The following is a 16,943-nucleotide window of genomic DNA, read 5'->3' as shown; positions in this document are numbered from 1 at the left end:
CGACGAGTTTTCACCCCATGGTTACGATTCTCGGTGTCTATCTTCCCAACAACGACATGATAGACTTGAAGATTCCCTACTTCATGCCTATGGTTCATGGACGTTTTTCACATAGGTTCACGGAGTTCAGGAAAAGCCCGGAACTTGAGTTCATCGCGGACGGTGAAATCGCTCCTCTCTGGCTCAGGGCGGGCGCTCAGTTCCAGTTCAAGCCACTGCCCTTCCTCACTCTGGCGGCAGGAAGCGACATCGGAACGTCGTGGGGATTGAATTTGGGATTTCTCGATTTGGATTTCATTGGGAGATACGACGGCGAAAAGAACGAGTACGAGTATTTTACGCCCTTCACCCACTGGACCTACGACTTCTGGGCGAATGCGGCGGTCAACTTCGACATCGGCTCGCTTTTCACAAAGGGAAAGCAGCATTTCATAGTCGGAGCAAGCTACAAGGCAATCTACAAGGGCATGACGGGAATCTCAAACGGAGAAATCTGGCTGGACAAGGGAATCGGAGAGAACGCGAACGGACTTTCCTATAGCGCGACCGCCAACATGAACTACATCGTTCCGAACAAGTATTTCAACTCCGTGGGATTTTCGGCCACCGCTTCGGGCTATTATTCGGAATCCTTCTTCGACGAAAAATACAGAATCTCCGACCCGACCTTCGTGGATTTGACCTTCACCTTGAACGCCTCGGCTTCAATCGGGCCAAGAAACCGCTTCCTGCTCATGCTTCCAGTTTCCGGGAAAAGGAACTTCTGCGACGAGAAGGACCTGAGGCCGATAACGGAGCCGGACGGAAGAAAATGGCAATGGGACGGAATCATTCTGACTTTCACGCACATTTTTTAGGGAAAAGCGGCAGGCAGGGGGTATAATATGGACATGATAAAGATTCTTGTAGTTGAAGACGACAATGACTTGAACAGGACGATGTGCTCTTTCCTGTCGCAGAACGGATACGAGGCGCAGGGCTGCCTTTTGGCGAACGATGCCTACAACGCCATGTACAACAAGATGTTCGACCTGATAATCTCCGACATCATGATGCCCCAAATCGACGGCTTTGAATTCGCCTCGACCGTGCGGAAAATCAACCCGACAGTCCCGATAATCTTCGTTACCGCCAGGGACGATTTTTCCGCCAAGCAAAAAGGCTTCGAGGCCGGAATCGACGACTTCATGGTGAAGCCGATTGATTTGCAGGAGCTGCTCCTTCGGATTTCCGCGCTGATGAGGCGGGCGAACATCGCCCAGAGCAAGAAAATCACGGTGGGCTCTTTTTCGATGGACGCTGACGACAGGAGCGCATCCAATTCCGGGGTGGAAATCAACCTGACGGCGAGGGAATTCAACCTGCTCTACAAGCTGCTCTCCTACCCCAAAAAGACCTTCACCCGCGTCCAGCTCATGGACGAATTCTGGGATGCGGACTCGAACGCGACACCACGGGCGGTGGACGTCTACATCACAAAACTCCGCGACAAACTTTCTGCCTGCAAGGATTTTGAGATTGTCACAGTCCACGGGCTCGGCTACAAGGCGGTCTTAAAATGAGTGAAGAAGTCGAAAGGAATTCAAAAAACAGTCCAAAAGAAAAAAAACATTTTACATTCAGCGTTTTCTCCTTCAGGAACTATGCCTTCGTTTTCCTCGGAGTCTGTATCGTAACCACGGTTTCAATCATAGTCTTTTTCTGGGACGCAGATTTGCCCTTTTCAAAAAAATTCCTCTCTGTTCGTGCGATTGCGGGCTTCATCAATGTTTTCGTAATGAGTTTCATCTTCACGCTCATAATCCGCCTTCACAGAAAAATCGAAATCGAACGGCCCATCAAGCAGCTTTTGAACGCAACGGAATCCATCCGCCAAGGGGATTTTTCGGTGCAGATTCCAAGGCGCAAGCATTTCAGGAACGAAATCGACGTTGTAATCGACAACATAAACCTGATGGCAAGGGAACTTTCGGGCGTTGAGACGCTCAGGCTGGACTTCATCAGCAACGTGAGCCACGAACTGAAGACCCCGCTCTCGGTCATCCAGAACTACGCCACCATGCTGCAGGAGCCGAACCTGCATGAGGAGACCCGCCTTGAATATGCGAAGAGCATCACCGCAGCCAGCCGGAACCTCACGACGCTCATAACGAACATTCTGCGGCTGAACAAACTTGAAAACCAGCAGATTTTCCCCGAACGAAAGGAATTCAACTTGAGCGAGCAGATAACGGAATGCCTTTTGGACTTCGAGCAAATTTGGGAAGACAAAAACATCTCCCTTGAAACCGACATCGACGACTCGATTCTGGCGAAGGGAGATTCGGAGCTGCTCTCCCTAGTCTGGCACAATCTTTTTTCAAACGCATTCAAGTTCACGCCGGACGGGGGAAAAGTTTCAGTAAGCCTCAAAAAAAGCGGCGGACTCTGCCAGATAAAAGTGAGCGACTCAGGCTGCGGCATGGGCGAAGAGACAAAAAAGCACATCTTCGAGAAATTCTACCAGGGCGACAGGAGCCACGCGCAAAAAGGCAACGGACTTGGACTCGCCCTTGTCAAGCGGATTCTCGACATCACCGGCGGCGAAGTCGAAGTGCAAAGCAAGGAAGGAGAAGGCAGCGAATTTTCAGTTTTGATATAAGGGGCCATTTTTGCCCCGCCCGCCTCACGGCAGTCAGTGCATTTTCGCATGGGCTTTTTTGCTTTCATTGACTACCAGCCCCCTTATTTGTATTATATTCCTATCTGTTTTATAGGTAAATATCTGGAGGCCTACTATGAAAACTATCGAAACTAAATCAGCACCGGCAGCAATCGGTCCTTACTCACAGGCAATCCTTGCAAACGGATTTTTATATACTTCAGGACAGATTCCTTTGAATCCTGAAACAGGCACAATCGAGGGAAGTGGCATTGAAGCACAGGCAGAACAGGCCATAAAGAATCTTGGAGAAATTTTAAAGGCAGCAGGAAGTGACTTTTCAAAAGTCGTAAAAACAACCTGCTTCCTCGCCCACATTTCAGATTTCGCCGCATTTAATGCAGTATACGAAAAGTACTTTGTCTCAAAACCTGCCCGCAGCTGCTTTGAAGTGGCAGCTTTACCAAAGGATGCCCTTGTTGAAATTGAAGCAGTGGCCGTTGTTGAGTAAAAAAAGCCAGATTTTACATCTCCGCAATTTTTCCCTGAAGTAAAGCAATGTATCTCACTTTTGTCTCCCAATCCATTCATCAAGGAACTTCATCTCTTCTTCTGTATGAAACCAGTGCTCGCCGCCCTTCATTACAGTAAGAGTTGCGCCCTGCTTTTCGGCAAAATCCTTAATCGTTTCAAGCGAAGTGAGGTTATCATTTTCGCCATATAAAATTGAAGTGGGAACCAGCCAGTTCAGAGGATGCTCCCTCACATAGCACAAATATTCCCAGGAAAGTTCTTCTCCGAAATCCGTGGGAATGATTTTTCTTTGCTCAAGTTCCGCTTCAGTCACATTTGCCCACTTCATCATATCGCAAATCAGTTTCTCCATATTCACAACCGGCGAAATGAAATATGCTTTTTCAATCAGCCTGTTCAGATTCGCATTCATACTAAAAAATGCACCGATACTGTTTGCAATCAGAATAATGCCCTCAAACTCTGTTTTGAGACTAACGACTACCTCGTGAATTTCCTTCCCCGTTTCCCAGGGAGAAAAAGTCTTACAGGGAACTTCGAAAAACTTCAGTTTTTTGAAGTTCTCACCTTTAAAATCGCGTTCAGCGAAGGCTGAACGACGGGTGTCGCGGGAAACTGACAAATTTTTTCGTGACACCCTATAATCCAGCCCAATCACTTTGCAATCTGGAAAGAGCCTTTCATAATGGGTACTTTCAGATGCATTTCCACCCTTTCCGTGGATGTATAAAACTGTTTTCATTTATTTCCTTTTCTTTGCTTCTGGCAATTCAGCATACATACCTTCCAGAAGTTCCTGAATCAAAGCCTTATCATCAAAACTATCAAATACATGCATCAGAGTTTTCGAGCCTTCATACGGATAACGCAGTTCGGAATCTGCAAGCAGTCTGTCCGATGTCGTTGTTCTCTTCAAAAACAGCTCATCACCGCAAACGTCACCTATCAGCTTTCCTTTAAAATATAAGGTATCCGCCCATCATAGATTTTATGACAATATCGCCAGCTTCAGAAAAACAGTCGCGAACATATTCATTAAACTCATTCACCATGATTTTTCCTTTTCTGCTTTAGAGCAAAAAGCAACCTTCTCTAATATCCAAAAACTTGTGGCAGTTTCTTTTGGTGAAACAGTATTTTTAATACTGTGAAACAAAGTGTTTTGTACTATGAAACAGTCTGTTTATTACTTTGAAACTGTTGACTCCCAGTTATATTCTTCTGTAAAACGGGTGTATGCCGGCTTTTCTGCAATTCCGTGTTTCTCAAAAATATTTTGAAAAATTTCCTGCTCTTTTGGCATTACAGCTACTTCTTCTCTGTAAAATCTGTAGTATTTTGTATGGCCGAATCTGGTAAGTAACTCTTTTTTTACTTCCTTTGCTATTTGATATGGCAAATCATTTAAGATATTTTTAATGCCCCAGGCAAGATTTATTTTGTTTGTACTATTAAAAAACTTGCAATCATGGTTTGCGGCAGGAAAAAGTTTTGGATTCAAAACTTTAATGGTGATATTGTCCTCGGAAATTTCCAAAAAAGAAAGATAGCGCAGACATTGCATAGATTTTTCACATTCAGAATTTGTGCATAGTGTGTAATCTCTGGGAATTGAAAGTACCATATAAATATATTTATATTTAAAAACAAAATATGCAAGTAAAATAGTTTCTTATGTGGGTAACTTATAAATAGTAATTCCCCATTTTCCTGTTAGAAATTGCAACAATTTTTATAAATCATGGCGGGAGTTTTTCCGTCTTTCATTCTGAAGCCTCGCCCTGATTTTCCGCATTGCCTTTCTGGAAGCTGTAGCCGCTCGTGTCGTGCTGGAACTGCCCGTTATGTTCGATCTGATGACGATTTTTTGCAGCTGAATGCGCCACAAAAATAAAGAAAAGCTGCAGGTATTGGAAATCGGTTCTGGTGAAAACGGTCTTTATGGACGCTCGCTTGCAACAAAGAAAAACTGACGTTAAGCATAAATAAAAACCTCCGCTTTACATGAAGTAAAACAGAGGTTTTCTTATATGAAAAACGTCCATTTGTGACAAAGAAAAACTATAGTTTTACTCCATTTGCTTAACACGTCGCTTTGCGTCGTTATTTTCTGGAATTGATTTGCTTCAGGCATGCACCCAGAGGGGATTCAATTACCATCCCATCTTTTATTTTCTGAATTCAAGAATCTGTTTAACAATCGCGACAACTTCTTTTTGCTTATCCTTTGATAAATCTTCTAATGCTTCGATAGTGGAATGATATTTTTTGAACAGTTCAATTTGATGGGATTCATCTTCTGCAGAAGCTTTTTTATCATTTTTTAGTTCTGGCAAATCAAGCAGATATTCAAGCGATACATTAAGAGCCTTTGAAATCCTAAGTGCATCAATTGCAAAAGGCTGAGAATCCCGTTCTATCGCGCGGTTGACTGTTGACATGGGAACACCGCTTTTTGCGGACAATTCTTTTCGTGTTAATCCCCTATAATCTAATTCACTTTCAATTCTTTTCCAAAAGCCCATATAAATATCATATAAATAACTGTCGCATGGTTCTTGAAATAATCGACAACTGTTTATACAATTCTTAGAACGACAAGTATTTATTTTTACTTATTTGCGACTCTTGTTACTATGGAAAAACTTATAGATTTTAACAGTTATCCAGTCTCTCTTGTCTTGGCAAGTCTTCTTAAAGACAAATCTACGGGCAAAAACATACTATTCGCCACAAATTCCTATAAAACAGCATCAGGAAAACAAATCAAAGAAACAGACCAGATTACTCTAAAACTCATAAAAAATGATTTGGCGGCAGCAATACAGCCTCGTGTGTCAAAATCTGAAGAAGAACAGGCGGTGCGCACACGTAAAAAGGCAGAAGTTTTTACGCCGGCATGGGTCTGCAACAAGATGAACAATCATTGCGATGCTGAATGGTTCGGCCGCGAAAATGTATTCAACACTGAAAAAGGACAGGACTGGATTCCGACTACAGAAAAAATTCAATTTGAAAATCCTAAGGACTGGCAGAAGTACATAAATTCAAAGCGCCTTGAAATAACTTGCGGGGAAGCACCTTATATTGTCTCCCGCTATGATGCGACTACAGGTGAAATTATTCCCATTCACAAAAGAATCGGAATCCTTGACAGAAAACTGCGAATCGTAAGCGAGAACGCACAGAATGAAGACGACTGGCTCAAATGGACTTATCGTGCCTTTCAAAGCGTGTACGGTTATGAGTTTCAGGGAGACAACCTTCTTATTGCGCGGATAAACCTCTTGAACACATTTGTTGATTACATGCAGCAACATCTGCAAAGGAATCCAGATAACAAAGAACTAAAAAAAATCGCAGGGATAATTGTCTGGAACTTCTGGCAGATGGACGGAATTACAGGAACTATTCCATTTAGAAAGCCAAATAAAGAAGACAGTCAGTTGTCTCTCTTTGATTTTGAACTTGGTCTCAACGACAGCGAACCTGTAGCCGTTGACTGCAAGATATATGACTGGACTGCTAAAAAAACACTTGCCTATAAAAGCATAAAAGGAAACAGAATATGAAATTTGATTTTTGCATTGGAAATCCACCATACAATGAAGATTTCGAAAAATCAGGGGACAACGGAAATTTTGCAAAACCTGTTTACAACATCTTTATGGACGAGGTTTTTAAGATTGCTGACAAAGTAGAGCTTGTTCACCCAGCAAGATTTCTATTCAATGCAGGCTCTACTCCAAAAGACTGGAACGAAAAGATGCTGAATGACCCTCACTTTAAAGTATTGGAATACGAAGCAAACTCTACGAAACTATTTGCAAACGCAGACATAAAAGGCGGAATTGCAGTGACATACCGTGACAGTAGCAAAGAGTTCGGAGAGATTGGAACGTTTACAGCGTTTCCTGAATTGAACGGAATTGTTCATAAATCAAAAGCAAGTTCTGAAAAAGAAAGTTTAGCTTCTATAATTTACACTCAAGTCAGATTCAATCTTGAAGCACTATTCGCAGATTATCCCGAGTTAAAAACGAACATTGGTTCTGACGGAAAGGATAGAAGATTTAGAAATAATGCATTTGAAAAAATCTCTGTATTTACAGAACAGAAAACAGAGAAATCTGACATAAAAGTAATTGGTATCTTAAAAAATAAGCGGACATGGCGGTATATAAATAGGCTTTATGTTGATATAGAACACGAAAATTTAATGAAGTGGAAAACACTTGTACCCCGAGCAAACGGTTCTGGAGCGTTAGGAGAAGTGTTATCTACGCCGTTGATTGGCGAGCCGTTGATTGGCTATACACAGTCTTTTATTGGAATAGGTTCTTTTGAGACAGAATTTGAGGCTGAAGCAGTAATGTCGTATGTCAAAACAAAGTTTGCACGAGTCCTTCTAGGTGTTTTAAAAGTTACGCAAGATAATGATCGTGGTGTTTGGAAACTCATCCCCCTCCAAGACTTCACAGCAAACAGCGACATCGACTGGACAAAATCAATTCCAGAAATTGACAAACAGCTTTACAAGAAATACAAGCTCTCAGCAGAAGAAATCAATTTTATCGAAACTCACGTGAAGGAGATGGCATAAAATGAAAGAAGCAATGAACAAACCGAACATAGAAACTTCAAAAAAAGTTGTACCGATGATTTATGCCTACACAACTCCCGGAATCACCTACCATGACGGCTACATAAAAATCGGTTACACAGAGCAGGACGTGGACGAGCGCATCAGGCAGCAGACGCATACAGCCGGAATAAAGGCTCAAAAAGAATGGTTCGGCACTGCTATTTTTGATGACGGAAGCGGAGAGACGTTCATCGACAAGCAGTTTCACGCATACCTCAGAAAAAACGGAATCAAACAGCCGCAGGACGAAGGCAACGAATACTTTGACAAAGACGATGAAAACGAATGGTTTCATATTTCGCCCAATGATTCAAAATTGCAATTCTATGACTTCCGCTCAAACCGTGGAATCGGCGGAGACATTAAGGAAGTTTCGCTCTATAAACTCAGAAAAGAACAGGAAGATGCAGTAAATCAGACGCTTGCCTACAGCAACGACAAAACTGACGGAGAATTTCTTTGGAACGCAAAGCCGCGTTTTGGAAAGACGCTTGCATCTTATGACTTTGTTCAGAAAAAAGGCGCTTCAAACGTTCTTATCGTTACAAATAGACCAGCAATAGCAAACTCATGGTATTCAGACTACGAACAGTTTTTGGGCAGAAAATCCGGCTACTATTTTGTAAGCAATGTTGACGGAATCAAAGAAAAACCTTTGGTTATAAACTACGATGAGTTTTCTAAAATCAACGAGTCAAATCCCAAACTCATAGAATTTGTTTCATTGCAGGATTTAAAAGGCTCAATCTATTTCAGCGATAACGCAAACGCAACTGACAAGCTGAAAGAACTTAAAGAAATACAATGGGACGTTCTTATAATCGATGAAGCTCACGAAGGTGTTGACACTTACAAAACAGACATTGCCTTTGACCACATAAAGCGGAATTTCACGCTTCACCTTTCGGGCACTCCGTTCAAGGCTCTGGCAAACAGCAAGTTTGAGGACAGAGCAATCTTCAACTGGACTTATGCTGACGAACAGGAAATGAAAGAAAAATGGGATAACGCACGGCAGGAAGAAAATCCTTATGCGACACTTCCAAAACTCAATCTCTTTACTTATCAGATGTCAGAGATTATCCGTGATGAGCTCAAGCAGGGCGTAGAAATTCAGGGCATAACTGAAGAATATGCCTTTGATTTGAACGAATTCTTTGCGGTAGAAAACGGAAAGTTCAAATACAATTCTTCCGTAGACAAATTTTTAGATGCGCTTACAACGCAGGAAAAGTTCCCGTTCTCTACACCGGAACTTAGGAATGAACTAAAGCACACATTCTGGCTTTTGAACAGAGTTGAAAGCGCAAGACTGCTTGCAAAGAAATTGAATGAGCATCCGACATTCAAAGATTATGAAATCGTTCTTGCAGCAGGTGACGGCAAATTGGACGACTCTGATGAAACGATGAAATCCTACGATAAAGTTAAAAAGGCTATCGCTGAAAACGACAAGACAATCACTTTGTCGGTAGGACAGCTTACAACTGGAATTACAATTCCAGAATGGACAGCCGTTCTCATGCTCAGCAACATTAAATCTCCAGCTTTATATATGCAGGCGGCATTCAGGGCGCAGAATCCTTGTCTTTTCAAATACTGTGCAGAAAGCTTTAGAAAAGAGAATGCCTACGTATTCGACTTTGACCCGGCACGCACGCTTACAATTTACGAGCAGTTTGCAAACAACTTGAATCCGTCAACAGCAACAGGCGGCGGCACAAGTGATGAGCGGGAATCAAATATCAGAAAACTGTTGAACTTTTTCCCTGTAATCGGTGAAGATGAAAACGGCAAACTAGTTGAGCTTGATGCAAGAGAAGTTCTTTCAATCCCGCGAAAAATCCGCTCTGTTGAAGTTGTCCGCCGTGGCTTTATGAGCAATTTCCTTTTTCAGAACATCAGCAATGTATTCTCAGCTCCTAAAGAAGTGCTGGATATAATAGAAAAGTTTGAGGCGATTGAAGAGCCAAATGCAAAAGTGAACCTTACTCCAGAAGTAAAGAAAGACCTTTCGCTTAACGAAAACGGCGATGTTGAACTGTCGGAAGATTTTGTTATTGGCAGGACTTTGGACGTGTTCGGTGAGAAAATCTATGACACTGCTATGGAAGAAAAGGTTGAAAATACATTTTTGCAAATTGCTGAGCAACCGACAAAAACCGACGCTGCTCTTGAAAAATTAAAGTCTTTCGTAAAAGAGAAAACCGTAAAGGGCGTTGTAGAATCAGCACAGTCCGCTTATGGCAATGACATGAGAAAATCAGACAGCAAGCAGATTGAAAGCAAACTCAATCTTGAAGTTGACCGAATGGTTGACAAGCTGCACGGAAACTACAAGATTCAGGAAAATGTTCTTGAAAAAGAACGTGTGAAGGCTCAGCAGAACAGACATGAAAGTGGAAAAACGAGCGAAGAAATAGACAAAGAATTTGCTCAGAAAAAGCAGGCGGTTCTTGAAGATTTCCAGAAAGATTTGACTAATGCAATACAAGAGTTTGTTGACACATCTGCACAGACAACAGTCCGTACTGTGGAAACAAACAAAAAGGAACGTGAAAAATCACAAATTGAATCGGGTGTACGTGACCATCTGCGCGGCTTTTCGCGCACCATTCCGTCGTTTCTTATGGCTTATGGCGATGACAGCGTTACACTTGCGACTTTTGACACGACAATTCCCGGCAATGTATTTGAAGAAGTTACAAGCATAACTCTTGAGCAATTTAAATTTCTGCGTGACGGCGGTGACTATACGGAAGCGGAAACAGGAGAGGTAAAGCATTTTGAAGGGCATCTTTTTGATGATGTTGTTTTCGATGATTCTGTAAAAGAGTTTTTGGCACTCAAAAAACGTCTTGCCGACTATTTTGACGAAAAGAGCATAGAGGATATTTTTGACTACATTCCGCCGCAGAAAACAAATCAAATCTTTACACCAAAGGATGTAGTTAAACGCATGGTGGATATGCTCGAAAAGGAAAATCCCGGCTGTTTTGATGACAAAAACAAAACTTTTATAGATTTGTATATGAAATCAGGACTTTACATCACCGAGATTGTAAAACGCCTTTACCAGAGTGAAGAGATGAAAAAGCAGTTTCCAAATGACAAAGAGCGGCTGAAGCATATCTTTGAGAAGCAGGTTTACGGACTTGCGCCGACTGAAATCATCTATAAAATTGCAACAAGTTTTATTTTAGGATTTGCAGATAATACGGATGAACTAAAGCACAATTTCAGGCAGCTGGATGCTCTTCCCTATGCAAAAGACGGAACCATGCAGCAAAAGTTGGACGAAATGTTTGGCAAGTAGGTAAGGAGTGCTGGTAGAGCAGAACATGACCATTTCTGACGGCATTTCTGTAAGCCAGACAAACGCGCTCCGCCAAAAAAAAGCCTTACTCGAGCGCTTTCAGCTTCTCTTTGTCCTCGTACATCTCTTTGTCGGCGCGCTCGAATATATCCGAAACAAAATTGTCGTTCTCAGGATTGTATTCGGCCATTCCGGCAGCTATGATTACCCCCTCGCCTTTCTTCTTGTTCTCAAGAACTTGGCGGCGCAATTTGTCCATAATCTCGTGCCTGGCTGAATAATCATTTCCGCGAAGGAATACGACAAACTCATCTCCGCCAACCCTGAACACAGGACTGTGAGCGAAAAACTCGCACAAAAGCTGCGCTGACGAACGGATATATTCATCTCCGGCAGTATGTTCCCGCGTCTTTTCCAGAGTTCAAGTCTTTTTCAGAAAGTGAAAGCCCGTAATCCCAAATGGCAAAAGTTGAAAGGTCAAGTTTTGCGCCGGTCAAGTCGCAATTATATTCCACGACGATTGCACGCGGTTTTGAGCCGTCCATTCCGATTGTGCCGATGACGCTCACGCCAACAATCGCCTCGTCCGCGCTCACGCTTTCTTTTGGTGTGCTGGCACAAGAAAAAAGCATAAGTGCTGAAAGTGCCAATGCCGTTTTTGCAAAAAATCTATTCATATTCAAAACGCTCCTATTTTGATTGGCTAAAGAGCCAGTCGCGGATTCCCTCGTAGTTGTAAGCCAGGCTCCAGGTGTACATGTGGCTTCCGCCAGCGATGACGTTGAAGCGGATGTCCGCGTCTTTTTTGAGCATTGCGCTTGTGTCCGCGTTGCGCTCATCTTCGCTTGCTTTGCCGTTCCACATACTTTCGCCGAGAGCGACCTTTGAGCCAAGATTTTCCAACAAGTCCACCGCCGCTTTCATCGCAGGATACGCTTTTTCATCGCCCTCGCAAACAACAATCCAAAGCTTTTTGTCTTTCATCGCCTTCATTTCTTCCACGTTCCACTGACCCGCTACCAAAAACTGAGCCGCAAACAAATCTGGGTGCTTGTCAGAAAGCGCAATGTTCGTCATGCAGCCCTGCGACTGTCCCGTGCCGTAAATGCGTTTTTCGTCGACGGCGTAAGTCTTGATGACGCTGTGCAGAAGGTTGTCCACCGCCGTCAGTCCGACCGTCCAGACGTATTCGTCGGTCGTGAGCGCGCCGTATTTTTTTACCACATCAAGCGGATACTGCACCGCCACGACGATAGCCTTGTGCTTTATCTGCTCGTCCTCGCTCGCCCAAATCGTGCCGCCGTTTCCCTGCGTCAAAGTTGCCGTGTCGATTGAAGTGTCCGCGCTTGCGTCTGGCACAAAAAAGACGAGCGGATATTTTTCTTCGTCGTTGTATTCTTCGGGCAGATACACGAAATACGGCAGCGTGATTCCCGTTTCGCTGTCGGTGAATGTCTTTTTCGCAAAGTCTTCTATCACGAGTTCCTTCGCCGATGTCGAAACGAAAGCCTCCGCGCTTGCCTTGAACACAGTGCCGTCAGTCGCCTTAATATCAGCTTTTTGAACGACTTTTGCGCTCAAATCCACAGGAGCACCATCATCTTCAAAACGAGGACCGTTGCCCTCTTTGGCGTTGCCTGCCTCCTTCTTTTCGCGAGGTGGCATTTTTCCGTCAGTTTTGTCCCATTTATTTTCATAGACAAGGCGGATTTTTACCGTGTTTCCCTCAAAATCCAACGCTTCGATTTTTCTTCCCTCAACGCTGTATGTTTCGAAGGTTACTGAAGAAGTGTCGATTTCTTTTGCGTATTCCAAAATGACAGCAGACACTTTCTGACCGTCACCGAAACTTTCCGCGATTGTGCTGACAAGAGGTTTTGATGTTGTTTGTGATTGATTTGATGCGCAGGAGCAGACGAAAAGCGCACAAGACAAAAGTGCCGCCGCCCCCAACAGAGTGTGTTTCATAGAGTTCTCCTAAAACGAAACGGTTGACCAAAATGATTGGGTAGCGACAGACTCCCGCAACGAGCTAAATGATGAACGTATTATAAAGGCTTTCTGTCGTTTTCGTAAATAAAAAGTTTGTTAGACAGCATTTTTTTCATTTAAAGCTCTTAACTTCAAAAGTAAAAGAAACTTGCAATCGCTACTGTTGCAACATTTGACTTGCAGAGCAAAATCCTTCTTTTATTTTGTCCGCAATCTCTTCCAAAGACTCTTCACTGTCATAATAGCAAAAAACACTTTCATCTTTTTCAATCGACAATATGTTAAAGCTCACATATCTGTACGGAGCAAAGTCTGAGCGCTCAACAAGTAGTTCTCCTGTGCATTTTTTCCATTCGACAATCGCTCTGAAGCACTCTTCATTGTCAATCAAAACTTCTTTTTGACAAGCACTCTGATATTTTTGCGTTTCGCTAAAAAAGGTGCTTTTTGCTGTTTTCAATACGCTTTGAAAATCCATATTGTCAATGTATTCCTTTATACAAAAAAAGCACCAAGCTCCGCTAAATCGCGGTTGACTTGCCTTGACGCAAGATAGCCTGGTGCTTGCAATTTCATTGTTTATCCTCGCGGACGCACACCCTCATCGTCATCGAAAGACCTGCGCGCACGAGGGCGGTGAGCCTGTGCTGTCCGTTTAGAAGCTCGCCTGTCGGTGTGATTATAATCGGAACGCCGCCTTTCTCGCGCCATCTTCCCGCGCGCATATCTTCCTCAAAATCGCGAACACGCCTTTCATCAATCGGGCGGTTCCCGTCGTTCTTGGAAAGATAGAGAAGAGCCAATTCTGGGGTTACGAGCCGATACAAAACGACTTATTCCCTGGATTCGATTTCATCATCAAGTTTTCTTGAGTAATCCTCGCAATCCATAAAAGGCTCAGTCTGTTCCTTCGAGCCGTAAATCTCAAAGAATGAGCGTCTGTCTCCCTTAAATCCCTCAAATGTCCAGTCGCTTTCGTCAATCTCGCATTCCTCGGACATAAATTCTTTCACCTCTGAAATGAACGCCCTGACGCATTCTTCCTTGTCGATGAAATCCAGGTCATCGATGTTGACAGAAACTTCTTCTCCGGACTCATAGAAGACAAGATTAGTATCTTCAATAGACTCATCATCAGAAAGATGAGAAATCAGCTGACCGCACAAAACTATTTCTCCGGTCTTTGCGTTTTTGAACATTCCGCAAAGATGTCTGTACGTTCCGTCGTCCAGATGAAAAACGGCTGAGCCGCTGTCGCGCTCATAAGGCGGGAATGTCGAGTTGTTGAACTCGTAAACTTTGTATTTGTCCTTTACCTTTCCGTCAATCCAGACTTTTTCGGTATAAGAGTTCGACCAGTCGCTTGACTCGCTATAATCTTCTTGTACGCTTGCCACAAGCCGTGCGGCATTTGCTTCTTTTGCTGCGTCCTCAAGCCAGTCTACATCGCTTGGAATAGAGGTATTTTTTATGTCCAAGCCGTCCGCATACCAGCTGTCGTTCGGAACAAACGAGTTGCCCGACAGCAAAAACGGAATGTCAGAGCCGTCGCCGTTTTCTCCGTTGAACCAGTCGTAGTTCGCCTTGCACCAGTCGTATGCATTTTTTGCCGCGCTTGAGTCCTCAGAACCGTCTCCTGTGTAAAATTCGATTCTAAAATAACCATAACCTGCACTCATATTTGTTTTCTCCTTATTTTGTCAGCATACATAATATAAACGAATTGGGCACAAAAAATTTTTTTTAAGAAAAAAAATCTTGTTGGCTTTGTTTGCGCTGTCTTCGTTTTTAATCGCCTTTGCCATTCTCCTGTTTTCGTAAATAAAAAGTTTGTTGGACAGCATTTTTTTAATTTTTGATTGTGTGCAGAATTTTTGGGAACAATACCGTTCGATACCGTTTTATTACTCCGCCAAAAGCCTTACTCAAGCGCTTTCAGCTTCTTTTTGTCCTCGTACATCTCTTTGTCGGCGCGCTCGAATATATTCGAAACAAAATTGTCGTTCTCAGGATTGTATTCGGCCATTCCGGCAGCTATGATTACACCCTCGCCTTTCTTCTTGTTCTCAATAACTTGGCGGCGCAATTTGTCCATAATCTCGTGCCTGGCTGAATAATCATTTCCGTGAAGGAATACGACAAACTCATCTCCGCCAACCCTGAACACAGGACTGTGAGCGAAAAACTCGCACAAAAGCTGCGCTGACGAACGGATATATTCATCTCCGGCAGTATGTCCCCGCGTATCGTTGATTTGCTTTAAGTTGTTCGTATCGCAAACAACAAGCGCGAAAGTCAGATAATAAAGTCCGTTGTCCATGTTTCCCTGCACAGACTCTTCAAGCTCATTGTAAGCGGTCCTGTTCTTTACGCCTGTGAGTTCATCGCGGCGAGCAAGTTCTTTGGCAGTTCTTAGTTCTTTCAGGTGTCGATTTTCTTTTTTGATTTCATCGTCCACATTTTCAACGCCGATTATAAAATGCGTTCCGTCGCTGCTTTTACGGACTGTCATTCTGGTGTACTGGGCTTTTCCCGAGGCGATTACGCGATAAGTTATGCTGCAATCTTTTCGGTTTTCCATTGAGGCAATCATGTTGTCTTTGCTTACGAAGGCGCTGACTTGCTCCCAATCTTGCTCGTGGATAACGTGCGGTATGTTTTCGATACATTCGCCGAAAAAATCCGCTCCTGTCTTGTTGATTTCCAGCTGCCCGTAGATGTTGTTGACCTGATAGCAGATGAAAGAGTTTTTTTCAATGTCCACATAGTAAATTTCGTCGTAGTTTGAGGCAAGGCTTTCGGCAATCTGTCCGAATGTGATTGTCTGCTTTTGCTTTTCTTTTTGGGCTTTTTCGGCGTTGAGCTCGTCTTCTATGTCTTTTTCATAGAAGATAAGATACTGCCCGTTGCTTTCTCGCATCATCGTAAAAAGGAAGAATCTCGGCTCGTTGTTTACCAACACCCTGTATTTGAACGAAAAAGACTTCCTTCCTTCAAGGTTTTTCAATATTGTTTCTTTGCTGTAAAAGCTTTTTGCATATTCCCAGTCGTTAGGAAAAACGCATTTCTCAATGCTTTCCAATGCGTCTTTAAAGAAATTCTTTCCGGTTTCCACCGCGTCCATGCTCCTGTATTTTTGGCTTTTTGAAAAACTCAAGTATTCACTTGTCTCTATATCGATATAAAAAATGGCTTCGTAATCTTCTGCCATAACCAAAGCGATATGGTCGTGCATCATTTTCTCTTTTTTTTCGTTTGCCTGCACAAATGTATGAACGAGGCAAATTCCAATCATAAGCCCTGTGGCATAGAACGGGAAAAAAGCATTTATAATCTGGAATGTGAGGAAAAGGCCAAGAACCATGCTTGTTGCGGCAACCGCCTTATACCTTGTTTTTTGCCATTCTGTGCTGTTGTGGGCAACGTGCAGCATATAAGCGGTGATTACAGCATAAAAGGCAATTTGAAGAAGGAACGAGAGATTTCTTCCGACTTCTCCGATATATTCGTTTTTGTCGTTATAAGAAAACATAAAATGGTAGGAGCGGTTTAATATCAGACAAACCACTCCGATTACGAACACAGCCCACACCGCATGAATCATAACCCTACTGCGCCAGCCCCTGCTGTCAAGATATGCCACCATGTATCGAGTCCACGTTAACATGGTCAAAAGCATGAACATAAAATAAAAGACGGTCAGATAATATATATACGGAAAAAAAGCCTGAACTTCTTTGTGCTCGTACAAAATTCCCCATGTCATATCCACAAGAACGTAGCAACATGAGGCAAGAAGAAACCAATTGTAACGA

The 16,943-nt window shown here is 43.1% G+C and carries 18 protein-coding genes; 7 read left to right on the top strand and 11 right to left on the bottom strand.

Going from position 1 to position 16,943, the window contains the following annotated elements; genetic code table 11:
• Window positions 1-17: 17 nt before the first annotated feature.
• From TRESADRAFT_RS01845 to TRESADRAFT_RS01830, 4 genes are all read left to right on the top strand, one after another.
• Window positions 18-857: a hypothetical protein gene (locus tag TRESADRAFT_RS01845; RefSeq protein ID WP_040842098.1), complete on the top strand. Its 840-nt coding sequence runs from the start codon at window positions 18-20 to the stop codon at window positions 855-857.
• A 33-nt stretch (window positions 858-890) separates the two neighbouring features.
• A complete protein-coding gene (locus tag TRESADRAFT_RS01840) occupies window positions 891-1,562 on the top strand; it encodes a response regulator transcription factor (protein ID WP_040842137.1) in 672 nt (223 codons plus the stop codon).
• Between the two features lie 152 nt (window positions 1,563-1,714).
• Window positions 1,715-2,641 (top strand): HAMP domain-containing sensor histidine kinase, encoded by a 927-nt coding sequence (locus TRESADRAFT_RS01835; RefSeq protein WP_217169645.1) that lies wholly within the window; start codon window positions 1,715-1,717, stop codon window positions 2,639-2,641.
• A gap of 136 nt (window positions 2,642-2,777) precedes the next feature.
• Window positions 2,778-3,152 (top strand): RidA family protein, encoded by a 375-nt coding sequence (locus tag TRESADRAFT_RS01830; protein ID WP_002702319.1) that lies wholly within the window; start codon window positions 2,778-2,780, stop codon window positions 3,150-3,152.
• 54 nt (window positions 3,153-3,206) lie between these two features.
• Here TRESADRAFT_RS01830 and TRESADRAFT_RS16575 read toward each other — a convergent pair whose 3' ends face one another.
• The 4 genes from TRESADRAFT_RS16575 to TRESADRAFT_RS01810 all read right to left on the bottom strand — a co-directional run bounded on the left by TRESADRAFT_RS16575 (window position 3,207) and on the right by TRESADRAFT_RS01810 (window position 5,700).
• Entirely contained in the window at window positions 3,207-3,917 is a 711-nt protein-coding gene (locus TRESADRAFT_RS16575) for an alpha/beta hydrolase (RefSeq protein ID WP_002701587.1), read from the bottom strand.
• Window positions 3,918-4,091 carry a hypothetical protein gene (locus tag TRESADRAFT_RS16570; protein WP_245534318.1) on the bottom strand — a complete coding sequence of 58 codons (174 nt, stop codon included), beginning with the start codon at window positions 4,089-4,091 and terminating at the stop codon, window positions 3,918-3,920.
• Between the two features lie 270 nt (window positions 4,092-4,361).
• Window positions 4,362-4,799: a DUF6078 family protein gene (locus TRESADRAFT_RS01815; protein ID WP_002702317.1), complete on the bottom strand. Its 438-nt coding sequence runs from the start codon at window positions 4,797-4,799 to the stop codon at window positions 4,362-4,364.
• Between the two features lie 544 nt (window positions 4,800-5,343).
• The gene (locus TRESADRAFT_RS01810; RefSeq protein ID WP_081478453.1) at window positions 5,344-5,700 is read right to left on the bottom strand and encodes a helix-turn-helix domain-containing protein; all 357 of its coding nucleotides are present in this window, start codon (window positions 5,698-5,700) and stop codon (window positions 5,344-5,346) included.
• A gap of 111 nt (window positions 5,701-5,811) precedes the next feature.
• Here TRESADRAFT_RS01810 and TRESADRAFT_RS01805 point away from each other — a divergent pair, with 111 nt between their 5' ends.
• From TRESADRAFT_RS01805 to TRESADRAFT_RS01795, 3 genes are read left to right on the top strand one after another with little or no spacing between them, the layout of a single operon-like run.
• Entirely contained in the window at window positions 5,812-6,747 is a 936-nt protein-coding gene (locus tag TRESADRAFT_RS01805; RefSeq protein WP_002702315.1) for a hypothetical protein, read from the top strand.
• Window positions 6,744-7,778 carry an Eco57I restriction-modification methylase domain-containing protein gene (locus TRESADRAFT_RS01800; RefSeq protein ID WP_002702313.1) on the top strand — a complete coding sequence of 345 codons (1,035 nt, stop codon included), beginning with the start codon at window positions 6,744-6,746 and terminating at the stop codon, window positions 7,776-7,778. Before TRESADRAFT_RS01805 ends, TRESADRAFT_RS01800 begins: the two co-directional genes overlap by 4 nt.
• Window position 7,779: 1 nt before the next feature.
• A complete protein-coding gene (locus tag TRESADRAFT_RS01795; RefSeq protein WP_002702311.1) occupies window positions 7,780-11,136 on the top strand; it encodes a DEAD/DEAH box helicase family protein in 3,357 nt (1,118 codons plus the stop codon).
• A gap of 85 nt (window positions 11,137-11,221) precedes the next feature.
• Here the strand turns inward: TRESADRAFT_RS01795 and TRESADRAFT_RS15555 are convergent, their stop codons facing one another.
• The 7 genes from TRESADRAFT_RS15555 to TRESADRAFT_RS01765 all read right to left on the bottom strand — a co-directional run bounded on the left by TRESADRAFT_RS15555 (window position 11,222) and on the right by TRESADRAFT_RS01765 (window position 16,774).
• A complete protein-coding gene (locus TRESADRAFT_RS15555; RefSeq protein ID WP_245534317.1) occupies window positions 11,222-11,494 on the bottom strand; it encodes a GGDEF domain-containing protein in 273 nt (90 codons plus the stop codon).
• Window positions 11,495-11,519: 25 nt separating this feature from the next.
• On the bottom strand, window positions 11,520-11,813 hold the full coding sequence (locus TRESADRAFT_RS01790) for a hypothetical protein (RefSeq protein ID WP_002702307.1): 294 nt from the start codon (window positions 11,811-11,813) through the stop codon (window positions 11,520-11,522).
• A 13-nt stretch (window positions 11,814-11,826) separates the two neighbouring features.
• Window positions 11,827-13,104, bottom strand: coding sequence for a hypothetical protein (locus TRESADRAFT_RS01785; protein WP_002702306.1), 1,278 nt, complete (start codon window positions 13,102-13,104; stop codon window positions 11,827-11,829).
• A 181-nt stretch (window positions 13,105-13,285) separates the two neighbouring features.
• Window positions 13,286-13,606 carry a hypothetical protein gene (locus TRESADRAFT_RS14825; RefSeq protein WP_050985002.1) on the bottom strand — a complete coding sequence of 107 codons (321 nt, stop codon included), beginning with the start codon at window positions 13,604-13,606 and terminating at the stop codon, window positions 13,286-13,288.
• Between the two features lie 94 nt (window positions 13,607-13,700).
• On the bottom strand, window positions 13,701-13,931 hold the full coding sequence (locus TRESADRAFT_RS01775; RefSeq protein WP_040842093.1) for a ParB N-terminal domain-containing protein: 231 nt from the start codon (window positions 13,929-13,931) through the stop codon (window positions 13,701-13,703).
• A gap of 30 nt (window positions 13,932-13,961) precedes the next feature.
• The gene (locus tag TRESADRAFT_RS01770) at window positions 13,962-14,807 is read right to left on the bottom strand and encodes a hypothetical protein (RefSeq protein WP_002702302.1); all 846 of its coding nucleotides are present in this window, start codon (window positions 14,805-14,807) and stop codon (window positions 13,962-13,964) included.
• A 242-nt stretch (window positions 14,808-15,049) separates the two neighbouring features.
• Entirely contained in the window at window positions 15,050-16,774 is a 1,725-nt protein-coding gene (locus tag TRESADRAFT_RS01765; protein WP_159100017.1) for a GGDEF domain-containing protein, read from the bottom strand.
• Window positions 16,775-16,943 lie beyond the last annotated feature (169 nt).

Source organism: Treponema saccharophilum DSM 2985 (assembly GCF_000255555.1).
GTDB lineage: Bacteria > Spirochaetota > Spirochaetia > Treponematales > Treponemataceae > Treponema_D > Treponema_D saccharophilum.
The sequence above is the reverse complement of the archived record's forward strand: the minus strand, read 5'-3'. Positions and strand labels throughout refer to the sequence as shown.